Origin of the sequence: Pseudomonas sp. DR48, assembly GCF_019823085.1 — a bacterium.
GTDB lineage: Bacteria > Pseudomonadota > Gammaproteobacteria > Pseudomonadales > Pseudomonadaceae > Aquipseudomonas.
Genome location: NZ_CP081946.1, coordinates 6,591,005 through 6,603,341 on the forward strand (window position 1 = coordinate 6,591,005; position 12,337 = coordinate 6,603,341).

Sequence of the window (12,337 nt, forward strand, 5' to 3'; positions counted from 1 at the left end):
ACAATGAAATTCATGCACCGTCACACCGAGGCACACCGAAGCGATCGTATCGGCTGGCTGCGCGCCGCCGTCCTGGGCGCCAACGACGGGATTGTCTCGACCGCCAGCCTGCTGATCGGCGTCGCAGCCGCCAACGCCACTCATGCCACCTTACTGGTCACTGGAATGGCAGGGCTGATCGCAGGCGCCATGTCCATGGCCGCAGGCGAGTACATTTCCGTGCACTCCCAAGCCGATACCGAGCGAGCCGATCTGTCCCGCGAACGGGCAGAACTGGCGAGCGACCCGAAAGCCGAACACATCGAACTCGCCAACATCTACATGCATCGCGGCGTATCCCCCGAACTGGCGCATCAGGTCGCCGATCAATTGATGGCCCATGACGCACTGGGCTCCCACGCCCGGGACGAATTGGGCATCAGCGCCACCCTCACCGCCAAACCCTTGCAGGCTGCCATGGCCTCCGCCGCCAGTTTCGTGGTGGGTGCCGCGTTGCCGCTGGCCGTGACATTTTTCGCGCCGCAGCAGAGCGTGGTGATGTGGATATCGGCCATGTCGCTGGTATTTTTGGCGTCACTGGGCGCCATAGCCGCCAGAGCGGGCGGAGCCAAGGTGTTGATCGGCGCTTGGCGCGTGACATTCTGGGGAGCACTGGCCATGGCAATCACGGCACTGGTGGGGCATTTGTTTGGCGCGGTGGTCTAAGTGGGGCGTCCACCTTTTCAGCCCGTTCGCCTGTTCGCCTGATGTTACCGACATCGCCTGGAGCCTGATCCACGCAGCGCTCATACATCCTGTTGCAGTAAGGGCTCTGCAATCAGGCCAAAAGCCGTTAGCATCGCTGCGTTTCGTCTAACCTCACAAAGCGCCATGCAGTCATCTGCCTGTGTCCGGCGCATCGAATTCCATCCGTTAATGCACCGGAGAACTTCCATGCTCAAGCGTACCCTGGCATTGACTGTCAGCTTGACCCTGTGTTTTTTCACCCTGCTCTCGCAGGCCGCCGACACCTTGAAAGTCAGCGCAATTCCCGATGAAGCCCCCACGGAACTGCTGCGCAAGTTCAAGCCGCTGGGTGAGTATCTGGAGCAAAAGTTAGGCATGAAAGTCGAGTTCGTGCCTGTCAGCGATTACCCGGCCGTGGTCGAGGCGCTGGCCACTGACCGAATCGACCTGGCCTGGCTGGGCGGTTTCACGTTCGTGCAGGCGCGTTTGAAAACCGGCAACGCCATCCCGCTGGTGCAGCGTGAACAGGATGCCCAATTCACCAGCAAATTCATCACTGCCGACCCCAACGTCAAATCCCTCGCCGATCTCAAGGGCAAGACCTTTGCCTTCGGCTCGGTGTCGTCCACCTCGGGTAGCCTGATGCCGCGTTATTTCATGTTGAAGGAAGGCATCAAGCCGGAAACCTACTTTAGCCGCGTTGGCTACTCCGGCGCGCATGACGCCACCGTCGCCTGGGTTCAGGCCGGCAAAGTGGACGCCGGTGTGCTGAACGCCAGCGTGTGGGAAAAACTGGTCGCCGCCGGCAAGGTCGATACCAACAAGGTCAAGGTGTTTTCGACCACCCCGGCCTACTTCGACTACAACTGGACGGTGCGCGGGACTCTCGACCCGGCGCTGGCCGCGAAGATAAAAGCGGCCTTCCTGGCGCTTGATCCGGCAAACCCGAAGGACAAGGAAATCCTCGACCTGCAGGCTGCCAGCCGCTTCATCGAAACCAGCCCTGAAAACTACAAGGGCATCGAAGAGGCTGCACGCGCCGCCGAACTGCTGAAATGACATTGCACCTGACCCAGGTCAGCCTGACCCACGCCAACGGTGTCGAGGCGCTGCGTGACGTGGAACTGCACATCGGCGCCAACGAACAGGTCGCTATTATCGGACCGTCAGGCGCGGGCAAGTCGAGTTTGCTCAATCTGCTGGCCACCGCCCTGCGACCGGGCCACGGCGAGCTGCAAGTGCTGGGCGAGCGCGCGTGGCAGCTCTCGGCCCGTCAACGTCAGCGCCTGCGTGCGCGCATTGGTCTGATCCATCAGTCGCCGCCCCTGCCACCGCGACAGCGCGTGGTCACGGCGATTCTGGCCGGCAAGCTGGGTCAGTGGGGTTTGGGCAAGAGCCTGCTGAATCTGCTGTATCCGCTGGACATTCCCGGTGCACGCGCGGCATTGGTGAAGCTGGACCTGAGCGACAAATTGTTCAGCCAGTGCCAGCAGCTGTCCGGTGGGCAATTGCAGCGCGTGGGCATTGCCCGGGTGTTGTACCAGGCGCCCGAGGTGTTGCTGGCCGATGAGCCTGTTTCGGCGATGGACCCGGTACTGGCCGAGCACACGCTGTCAGTGCTCTGCCGCCATGCCCGGGAACACAACGTCACGTTGGTGGCCAGCCTGCATGCGGTGGAGCTGGCGCTGGCGCATTTTTCGCGGATCATTGGCCTGCGTGACGGACAGATCCTGTTCGACCTCCCAGCCAGCGCCGTCGATCGCGAGCGCCTCGACGCGCTCTACGCCAACGAGCAGCTGCAATCCTCACCGGTGCCTGCTACCCACTTGAGTGTGCAGATTCCGCGATGCTGACGTCTGACACCCGCGACCCAGCCGCCCGCCCTCGCCTGTTGCTCACCCTGTTGGCGATCGCCCTGCTGTGGCCGGGCATTCACTACAGCGAACTGGACTTGCGGGTGCTGATCGCCAGTGACAGCCAGAGCGAAATGGGCCGATTCGTCTCGGCCTTCTGGCCACCAGCCCATGGCGAAGAGTTCATCCAGATTCTGCTGCAAGCCACCTTGCAGACACTGGCCATCGCTACGGCCGGCATGGCCCTGGCGTTGCTGCTGGCCATTCCCGCCAGCCTGTTGGCCAGTCGGGCGCTGTCGCTGTCTGCGGCCTCACGTGCCGGTCGTCCGAGCTTTTGGGGGCAATTGCTGCGATGGCCGGTACGCGGCTTGCTGATTTTTTTGCGCAGCGTGCCGGAAATCGTCTGGGCGCTGCTGTTCGTGCGCGCTGTCGGTCTGGGTCCGACGGCGGGGGTTTTAGCAATTGCGATTACCTACAGCGGCATGCTGGGCAAGGTTTACGCGGAAATTTTCGAGTCGGTCGACCAGCGCCCGGCTCACGCGCTGTTACGGTCCGGCAGTGGACGGCTCGCAGCGTTTTGCTACGGCATCCTGCCCAATGTCTCGGCGGAGTTGCTGTCGTACACCGTGTACCGCTGGGAGTGCGCGATCCGCGCTTCGGTGGTGATGGGCTTCGTCGGCGCTGGCGGGCTGGGCCAGCAAATGGACCTGTCGCTGCGCATGTTCGCTGGCGGTGAAGTGGCCAGCCTGTTGCTGACGTTCCTGGTGCTGGTGCTGTTCGCCGACCAACTCAGTCGCCTGCTGCGCTGGAGGCTGGCATGAATCGTCTGTTCAACTTACTGCTGGTCCTCGCCATCGGCATTGCGGTCGTGGCTTCCTTCGGCTACTTGAGCATCGACCTCGGCGAGCTGGGGAGCAGCGGCAACTTGAAGCAAATGGGCGCCTATGCGCAACGCTTTCTCAGCCCGGACCTGAGCGCAGGACACCTGCAAGCCATCGGCCACGGCGCCTTGGAAACCATCGCCATGTCGGCCCTTGGCACCTTGCTCGCGGCGGTATTCGGCTTGCTGCTGGCCTTGCCTGCGGCCGGACGTTTCGGCTGGCCGTTGCAGAGCGCGTCGCGCCTGGTCCTCAACGCTTTGCGCGCGGTGCCGGAACTGGTCTGGGCCGCGTTGATGGTGCTTGCCGCCGGGCTCGGCCCGAACGCCGGCACCCTTGCACTGGCGCTGCACACTACCGGCGTACTCGGCCGGCTGTTCGCCGAAGCACTGGAAAACACCCCGCCAGAACCGGCTGACGCCATTCGCTTGCAGGGCGGTAACGCCGTCTGGGCGTTTTGCTACGGCACCCTGCCCAACCTCTTGCCACAGCTGCTGGCCTACATCCTGTACCGCTGGGAAAACAACATTCGCATGGCCAGCGTGCTCGGCTTCGTCGGTGCTGGTGGCCTGGGGCAAATGCTCTATGTCAGCCTCAGCCTGTTCCAGGAAGCGCAAGCCAGCACGGTCATACTGGCCATGCTGTTATTGGTTTTGGCCGTCGATTCATTGAGCAGCTGGAGCCGTCAGCGCTGGGTCAACGCCTGAGTGCGTTACAACGGTAAAGGCCGGTCCTGCACCACCCGTTTCATCACCAGCGTTGAGGTCAACCGCTGCACATTGGGCAAGGTCGACAGGCTCTCATCGTAGAGCCTTTGAAAGGCCGGCAGATCCTGGGCGACCACGTACAGCAAGTAGTCCGGTTCACCAAACAATCTTTGGGCATCGATCACCTGAGGGATGTCAACGAGGGCCGTCTCGAACGCCTCGACGGCTTGTCGGTCGCCTTCACGCAAGGTAGCAAACACCAAGGCCGAAAAATTCAGGCCGACGGCGCCGGGGTCCAGTTGTGCGCGGTAGCCCAGTACAACTCCTGCATCTTCCAGTGCGCGAACTCGCCGATGGCAAGGGGAAAGGCTCAGTCCTATGCGCTCGGCGAGGTCGGTGACCGACAGCCGGCCATCCTTTTGAAGCTCAGAAAGAATCTTCCGATCAATCCTGTCCATTTAGAAGAATCTCCTTTTGTGCTGCATTTTCGTGATGATCTTTGAAAGAAAAACCCGGTTGTCTTGTCAGTGCTGACGGTGGCGGGCTGAACCCGAAAGTGTTCTTGCTGTTCCTCGCACTATTGCCACAGTTCGCCGATGCCGCCGCGGCTTGGCCAGTGCCGATGCAAATGGTGGCACTGGGGCTGGTCCACCCGGTCAGCTGTGGCGTCATTTATCTGTTGGAGGGCTTTGGCTCCCAGGCAGTTTTGCAAGCGCGGCCCGCCGCTGCACCGTGGGTCAGAAGTATTTCCGGCGCGCGATGATAGTTATCGCGGTGATTTTGCTCATCGAGCAGATGGCAAGCACTTAGCGAGCGCCTAGACCAACCGCTCGATCTTCTGATGCTGCCAGACCATTTTGTAATACGCCGTCTGCAACAGCAGCATCCCCAGATACGCCACTGGAAACGCCATCCATACGCCCTGCAACCCGAACTGCCCGTCGAGCACATACGCCACCGGCAACTGCACGCCGACCACGCAAAATATCGAGATCGCCATCGGCACCAGCACCGAACCGCTGGCACGCATGATGCCGCCGACAATCGCCTGGAAGCCGAACACCAACAGACTCCAGAGCATGATGTGCAGCAGGTGCTCCGCTTTTGCGCGGGTGGTGTCATCAGTGAGGAACAACCCCAGCAACCAGTGCGACAACAGATACCCCAACACCACCAGGCCACCGGTCAGGCACACATTGATCAACAACCCCGTGCGCAAAATCGGCCCCATGCGCTCCAGCCGCCCTGCCCCGATCGCCTGCGCGCCAAGGATCGACGCCGTGATCGCAATCGACAACGCCGGGAACTGCACGTAATTGACGATCTGGGTCACCGCACCATAGGCCGCTGTCGCTTGCGAACCGTGCTGATTCACCAACGCCAGAATCACCAGTTCCGAGACCGACAACACCACCATCTGCAAGCCGGTTGGCAAACCGATACGCAGCACCTTGCCGAGAATCACCAGGTCCAGGCGCATCGCCGCAAACATCTCCCGATCGGGCGCCAACGGATGGTCCTTGCGAATCAACCGCCACGCCAGCCACGCCATCGCCGACAAGTTACCCGCCAACCCGGCATACGCCGCACTCTGAATCCCCATCATCGGCAACCCGAACCAGCCCCGAATCAACGCCGGCGTCAGGGCCAACCCGATGCACGTCGACACCACCAACGCCACCAACGGCGACACCGTATCGCTCACCCCGCGCAGTAACTGGGTGAACAGCACGTAGACCAGCAACGAGGGCATGATCCACATCATCACGTGGGCGTAGGACACAGCGTCGTCGAGTACATCCGCCGGCGTGCCCAGGCCTTGCAGGGCAGATCTGGCGAAAATACTGCCGAGGATTGCTGCTGTCAGGCCGATCATCGCGCCTAGCAGTAGCGTTGTACCGGCGATGGTTTTTACCAGATGCGGTTCACGCGCGCCCCAGGCCTGACCGATGAGCACGCCTGCGCCCGCGCCGAGGCCGATGACCAAGGCGATGAAGAAGAAGACGATCGGGAACATGCCGGAGACGGCTGCGAGCGCCTGGGTGCCGAGCATTTGGCCAATGTAGATGCTGTTGATGGTGCCCGACATGGATTGGAGGAAATTGGAGAGAACCATGGGGGCGAGGAAAAGGAGGTAGGTTTTCCAGAGGGAGTGTTGGGTGGTAGGGGTTTGCATTGAGGCTCCGTCTCGGGTGTGGGCTCGCGGTTTGCAATTCTACGCCAGGGAGTCGGCCATAATCTCCGCCACGCGGGTAATGGCGATTATTTTCGATGGGAACAGAGGCAAGGAGCAGTAACCAGCTGACGTAAACCCGGCAGCTGCCGGACATTTTTCTATGGGCAAAACAAAACCCCTACCTGCATACGCAGATAGGGGTTTCGGAATTTAATCTTGACGATGACCTACTCTCACATGGGGAAACCCCACACTACCATCGGCGATGCATCGTTTCACTGCTGAGTTCGGGATGGGATCAGGTGGTTCCAATGCTCTATGGTCGTCAAGAAATTCGGTAGCCAGCTCGTGCTCTCTTGCGAGGTCACGCTCCAGCGAATGGGTATGTGATAGCTGTCGGTGTTTTGCGAGTCTTCTCGAACTTTCGGTTCGTTTCGTCTTCACACACCGCAATCTGGTGCCTTCTCAGGTCAGCAAATTGCTTGGGTGTTATATGGTCAAGCCTCACGGGCAATTAGTATTGGTTAGCTCAACGCCTCACAGCGCTTACACACCCAACCTATCAACGTCGTAGTCTTCGACGGCCCTTCAGGGGACTCAAGGTCCCAGTGAGATCTCATCTTGAGGCTAGTTTCCCGCTTAGATGCTTTCAGCGGTTATCTATTCCGAACATAGCTACCCGGCAATGCCACTGGCGTGACAACCGGAACACCAGAGGTTCGTCCACTCCGGTCCTCTCGTACTAGGAGCAGCCCCTCTCAAATCTCAAACGTCCACGGCAGATAGGGACCGAACTGTCTCACGACGTTCTAAACCCAGCTCGCGTACCACTTTAAATGGCGAACAGCCATACCCTTGGGACCGGCTTCAGCCCCAGGATGTGATGAGCCGACATCGAGGTGCCAAACACCGCCGTCGATATGAACTCTTGGGCGGTATCAGCCTGTTATCCCCGGAGTACCTTTTATCCGTTGAGCGATGGCCCTTCCATACAGAACCACCGGATCACTAAGACCTACTTTCGTACCTGCTCGACGTGTCTGTCTCGCAGTCAAGCGCGCTTTTGCCTTTATACTCTACGACCGATTTCCGACCGGTCTGAGCGCACCTTCGTACTCCTCCGTTACTCTTTAGGAGGAGACCGCCCCAGTCAAACTACCCACCATACACTGTCCTCGATCCGGATAACGGACCTGAGTTAGAACCTCAAAGTTGCCAGGGTGGTATTTCAAGGTTGGCTCCACGCGAACTGGCGTCCACGCTTCAAAGCCTCCCACCTATCCTACACAAGCAAATTCAAAGTCCAGTGCAAAGCTATAGTAAAGGTTCACGGGTCTTTCCGTCTAGCCGCGGATACACTGCATCTTCACAGCGATTTCAATTTCACTGAGTCTCGGGTGGAGACAGCGCCGCCATCGTTACGCCATTCGTGCAGGTCGGAACTTACCCGACAAGGAATTTCGCTACCTTAGGACCGTTATAGTTACGGCCGCCGTTTACCGGGGCTTCGATCAAGAGCTTCGCGTTAGCTAACCCCATCAATTAACCTTCCGGCACCGGGCAGGCGTCACACCCTATACGTCCACTTTCGTGTTTGCAGAGTGCTGTGTTTTTAATAAACAGTCGCAGCGGCCTGGTATCTTCGACCGGCATGGGCTTACGCAGTAAATGCTTCACCCTCACCGGCGCACCTTCTCCCGAAGTTACGGTGCCATTTTGCCTAGTTCCTTCACCCGAGTTCTCTCAAGCGCCTTGGTATTCTCTACCCAACCACCTGTGTCGGTTTGGGGTACGGTTCCTGGTTACCTGAAGCTTAGAAGCTTTTCTTGGAAGCATGGCATCAACCACTTCGTGTTCTAAAAGAACACTCGTCATCAGCTCTCGGCCTTAGAATCCCGGATTTACCTAAGATTCCAGCCTACCACCTTAAACTTGGACAACCAACGCCAAGCTGGCCTAGCCTTCTCCGTCCCTCCATCGCAATAACCAGAAGTACAGGAATATTAACCTGTTTTCCATCGACTACGCTTTTCAGCCTCGCCTTAGGGACCGACTAACCCTGCGTCGATTAACGTTGCGCAGGAAACCTTGGTCTTTCGGCGTGGGTGTTTTTCACACCCATTGTCGTTACTCATGTCAGCATTCGCACTTCTGATACCTCCAGCAAGCTTCTCAACTCACCTTCACAGGCTTACAGAACGCTCCTCTACCGCATCACCTAAGTGATACCCGTAGCTTCGGTGTATGGTTTGAGCCCCGTTACATCTTCCGCGCAGGCCGACTCGACTAGTGAGCTATTACGCTTTCTTTAAAGGGTGGCTGCTTCTAAGCCAACCTCCTAGCTGTCTAAGCCTTCCCACATCGTTTCCCACTTAACCATAACTTTGGGACCTTAGCTGACGGTCTGGGTTGTTTCCCTTTTCACGACGGACGTTAGCACCCGCCGTGTGTCTCCCATGCTCGGCACTTGTAGGTATTCGGAGTTTGCATCGGTTTGGTAAGTCGGGATGACCCCCTAGCCGAAACAGTGCTCTACCCCCTACAGTGATACATGAGGCGCTACCTAAATAGCTTTCGAGGAGAACCAGCTATCTCCGAGCTTGATTAGCCTTTCACTCCGATCCACAGGTCATCCGCTAACTTTTCAACGGTAGTCGGTTCGGTCCTCCAGTTAGTGTTACCCAACCTTCAACCTGCCCATGGATAGATCGCCCGGTTTCGGGTCTATTCCCAGCGACTAGACGCCCTATTAAGACTCGCTTTCGCTACGCCTCCCCTATTCGGTTAAGCTCGCCACTGAAAATAAGTCGCTGACCCATTATACAAAAGGTACGCAGTCACCCAACAAAGTGGGCTCCCACTGCTTGTACGCATACGGTTTCAGGATCTATTTCACTCCCCTCTCCGGGGTTCTTTTCGCCTTTCCCTCACGGTACTAGTTCACTATCGGTCAGTCAGTAGTATTTAGCCTTGGAGGATGGTCCCCCATATTCAGACAAAGTTTCTCGTGCTCCGTCCTACTCGATTTCATGACTAAGAGATTTTCGCGTACAGGGCTATCACCCACTATGGCCGCACTTTCCAGAGCGTTCCGCTAATCTCAAAGCCACTTAAGGGCTAGTCCCCGTTCGCTCGCCACTACTAAGGGAATCTCGGTTGATTTCTTTTCCTCAGGGTACTTAGATGTTTCAGTTCCCCTGGTTCGCTTCTTAAGCCTATGTATTCAGCTTAAGATACCTAACTTATGTTAGGTGGGTTCCCCCATTCAGACATCTCCGGATCAAAGTCTGTTTGCCGACTCCCCGAAGCTTTTCGCAGGCTACCACGTCTTTCATCGCCTCTGACTGCCAAGGCATCCACCGTATGCGCTTCTTCACTTGACCATATAACCCCAAGCAATCTGGTTATACTGTGAAGACGACATTCGCCGAAAATTCGATAATACTCAATTAAGAGCAACTCACAAATTTTACCTTAGCCTGATCCGTTACCAGTGAAAGTAACGTTCAGTCTATCTTTCTATCACATACCCAAATTTTTAAAGAACGGTTCTGAAAAAGATCAGAGCTAAATACTCGAAGCGAATAGTTAGCTCTGCGCTTTTACAAACTCATGAATCAAGCAATTCGTGTGGGAACTTATGGAGCAGCTGATGTCGTCGATTAAGGAGGTGATCCAGCCGCAGGTTCCCCTACGGCTACCTTGTTACGACTTCACCCCAGTCATGAATCACACCGTGGTAACCGTCCTCCCGAAGGTTAGACTAGCTACTTCTGGTGCAACCCACTCCCATGGTGTGACGGGCGGTGTGTACAAGGCCCGGGAACGTATTCACCGCGACATTCTGATTCGCGATTACTAGCGATTCCGACTTCACGCAGTCGAGTTGCAGACTGCGATCCGGACTACGATCGGTTTTCTGGGATTAGCTCCACCTCGCGGCTTGGCAACCCTCTGTACCGACCATTGTAGCACGTGTGTAGCCCAGGCCGTAAGGGCCATGATGACTTGACGTCATCCCCACCTTCCTCCGGTTTGTCACCGGCAGTCTCCTTAGAGTGCCCACCATAACGTGCTGGTAACTAAGGACAAGGGTTGCGCTCGTTACGGGACTTAACCCAACATCTCACGACACGAGCTGACGACAGCCATGCAGCACCTGTCTCAATGTTCCCGAAGGCACCAATCCATCTCTGGAAAGTTCATTGGATGTCAAGGCCTGGTAAGGTTCTTCGCGTTGCTTCGAATTAAACCACATGCTCCACCGCTTGTGCGGGCCCCCGTCAATTCATTTGAGTTTTAACCTTGCGGCCGTACTCCCCAGGCGGTCAACTTAATGCGTTAGCTGCGCCACTAAGAGCTCAAGGCTCCCAACGGCTAGTTGACATCGTTTACGGCGTGGACTACCAGGGTATCTAATCCTGTTTGCTCCCCACGCTTTCGCACCTCAGTGTCAGTATCAGTCCAGGTGGTCGCCTTCGCCACTGGTGTTCCTTCCTATATCTACGCATTTCACCGCTACACAGGAAATTCCACCACCCTCTACCATACTCTAGCTTGTCAGTTTTGAATGCAGTTCCCAGGTTGAGCCCGGGGATTTCACATCCAACTTAACAAACCACCTACGCGCGCTTTACGCCCAGTAATTCCGATTAACGCTTGCACCCTCTGTATTACCGCGGCTGCTGGCACAGAGTTAGCCGGTGCTTATTCTGTCGGTAACGTCAAAACAGATACGTATTAGGTAACTGCCCTTCCTCCCAACTTAAAGTGCTTTACAATCCGAAGACCTTCTTCACACACGCGGCATGGCTGGATCAGGCTTTCGCCCATTGTCCAATATTCCCCACTGCTGCCTCCCGTAGGAGTCTGGACCGTGTCTCAGTTCCAGTGTGACTGATCATCCTCTCAGACCAGTTACGGATCGTCGCCTTGGTGAGCCATTACCTCACCAACTAGCTAATCCGACCTAGGCTCATCTGATAGCGCAAGGCCCGAAGGTCCCCTGCTTTCTCCCGTAGGACGTATGCGGTATTAGCGTCCGTTTCCGAGCGTTATCCCCCACTACCAGGCAGATTCCTAGGCATTACTCACCCGTCCGCCGCTCTCAAGAGAAGCAAGCTTCTCTCTACCGCTCGACTTGCATGTGTTAGGCCTGCCGCCAGCGTTCAATCTGAGCCATGATCAAACTCTTCAGTTCAAACATCTTTGGGTTTTTAAGAAACCCTAAACTTGGCTCAGCAATCGTTGGTTACATCTTTGATTTCTCGCGGAGTAACTTGTGATGCTGATAATCTTGTTGACTATCAGTCTGACTCCACAAGCACCCACACGAATTGCTTGATTCAGTTGTTAAAGAGCGGTTGGTTAAGATCTTTCGTCTCAACCGAGGAGCGCATCTTACAGCACATCTCCTCAAAAGCAAACCCTTAAAAGCGCATGATTTTTTCATTCAAATCAATTACTTACGCTAGGAGCAAGTTCAATATGCTCGTTAGCGGGAGGCGAATAATACAGGATTAAAACAGGTGGTCAACCCCCGTCTAAAAAATTCTTTCCCCTCCCCCAGAGCCTGGGTGCTGACTCACCGCTTTTGGCGATTGCCGCCAGACGCCCATCGTTAACTCCAGGTCGATTAAAGACCTTCGCGAAAGACCACCATTAAAGAAGCGGGACAGATCACGATGGGTCAGCATTTGCCGTCATCGTAGTCTGCCCCTCTCATGCTAAGCGGGGCGCGGTGCTTCAACAGGTGGGGTACCGTCGTGAAACATCGTTTTCAGTTGAGCACGCAGTTCTGGTGAGTCGGTGTGCTTATGAACGCTGACCGCATGCTGTGCGGCAGCCTCGAGCAATTCGTTTTCAGAGTCTGCGCTGAGCGCGACGGAGCATTTGGAGTCGCTTGGAAACTCGCGGCAGTCGATGTATTTACGCGCCATGATCTTCTCCTCTTTACGACGAAGGCAGGCCGTGACCCGCGTGAACGATCACTCGACG

The 12,337-nt window shown here is 56.7% G+C and carries 8 protein-coding genes, 3 rRNA genes and 1 pseudogene; 6 read left to right on the top strand and 6 right to left on the bottom strand.

All coding sequences use genetic code 11. The annotated features are described in order from the left end of the window. Positions 1-3 precede the first annotated feature (3 nt). The 5 genes from K5K95_RS29790 to phnE all read left to right on the top strand — a co-directional run bounded on the left by K5K95_RS29790 (position 4) and on the right by phnE (position 4,164). A complete protein-coding gene (locus K5K95_RS29790) occupies positions 4-705 on the top strand; it encodes a VIT family protein (protein WP_222587400.1) in 702 nt (233 codons plus the stop codon). Between the two features lie 228 nt (positions 706-933). After that, positions 934-1,785 carry a putative selenate ABC transporter substrate-binding protein gene (locus tag K5K95_RS29795; RefSeq protein ID WP_222587401.1) on the top strand — a complete coding sequence of 284 codons (852 nt, stop codon included), beginning with the start codon at positions 934-936 and terminating at the stop codon, positions 1,783-1,785. Then, positions 1,782-2,579, top strand: coding sequence for a phosphonate ABC transporter ATP-binding protein (locus K5K95_RS29800; protein ID WP_222587402.1), 798 nt, complete (start codon positions 1,782-1,784; stop codon positions 2,577-2,579). Before K5K95_RS29795 ends, K5K95_RS29800 begins: the two co-directional genes overlap by 4 nt. Next, the gene (locus K5K95_RS29805; protein WP_222587403.1) at positions 2,573-3,400 is read left to right on the top strand and encodes a PhnE/PtxC family ABC transporter permease; all 828 of its coding nucleotides are present in this window, start codon (positions 2,573-2,575) and stop codon (positions 3,398-3,400) included. The genes K5K95_RS29800 and K5K95_RS29805 overlap by 7 nt, the downstream gene beginning before the upstream one ends. Continuing rightward, entirely contained in the window at positions 3,397-4,164 is a 768-nt protein-coding gene (phnE, locus tag K5K95_RS29810) for a phosphonate ABC transporter, permease protein PhnE (RefSeq protein WP_222587404.1), read from the top strand. The genes K5K95_RS29805 and phnE overlap by 4 nt, the downstream gene beginning before the upstream one ends. A gap of 5 nt (positions 4,165-4,169) precedes the next feature. Here the strand turns inward: phnE and K5K95_RS29815 are convergent, their stop codons facing one another. Continuing rightward, the gene (locus K5K95_RS29815) at positions 4,170-4,622 is read right to left on the bottom strand and encodes an Lrp/AsnC family transcriptional regulator (protein ID WP_222587405.1); all 453 of its coding nucleotides are present in this window, start codon (positions 4,620-4,622) and stop codon (positions 4,170-4,172) included. Between the two features lie 83 nt (positions 4,623-4,705). Between K5K95_RS29815 and K5K95_RS29820 the strand changes: the two are divergent. Next, positions 4,706-4,974 (top strand): annotated as a pseudogene (locus K5K95_RS29820) (LysE family translocator); the annotation flags it as partial. A gap of 7 nt (positions 4,975-4,981) precedes the next feature. Here K5K95_RS29820 and K5K95_RS29825 read toward each other — a convergent pair. From K5K95_RS29825 to K5K95_RS29845, 5 genes are all read right to left on the bottom strand, one after another. Beyond that, on the bottom strand, positions 4,982-6,340 hold the full coding sequence (locus K5K95_RS29825) for an MATE family efflux transporter (protein ID WP_222587406.1): 1,359 nt from the start codon (positions 6,338-6,340) through the stop codon (positions 4,982-4,984). A gap of 214 nt (positions 6,341-6,554) precedes the next feature. Continuing rightward, a 5S ribosomal RNA gene (rrf, locus tag K5K95_RS29830) occupies positions 6,555-6,670 on the bottom strand. Between the two features lie 163 nt (positions 6,671-6,833). Beyond that, positions 6,834-9,723, bottom strand: a 23S ribosomal RNA gene (locus K5K95_RS29835). 280 nt (positions 9,724-10,003) lie between these two features. Next, a 16S ribosomal RNA gene (locus K5K95_RS29840) occupies positions 10,004-11,540 on the bottom strand. Together the 16S, 23S and 5S rRNA genes form the textbook arrangement of a ribosomal RNA operon. 526 nt (positions 11,541-12,066) lie before the next feature. After that, positions 12,067-12,279, bottom strand: a complete 213-nt coding sequence (locus tag K5K95_RS29845) for a DUF1059 domain-containing protein (protein WP_008074349.1) — start codon at positions 12,277-12,279, stop codon at positions 12,067-12,069. Positions 12,280-12,337: the final 58 nt, after the last annotated feature.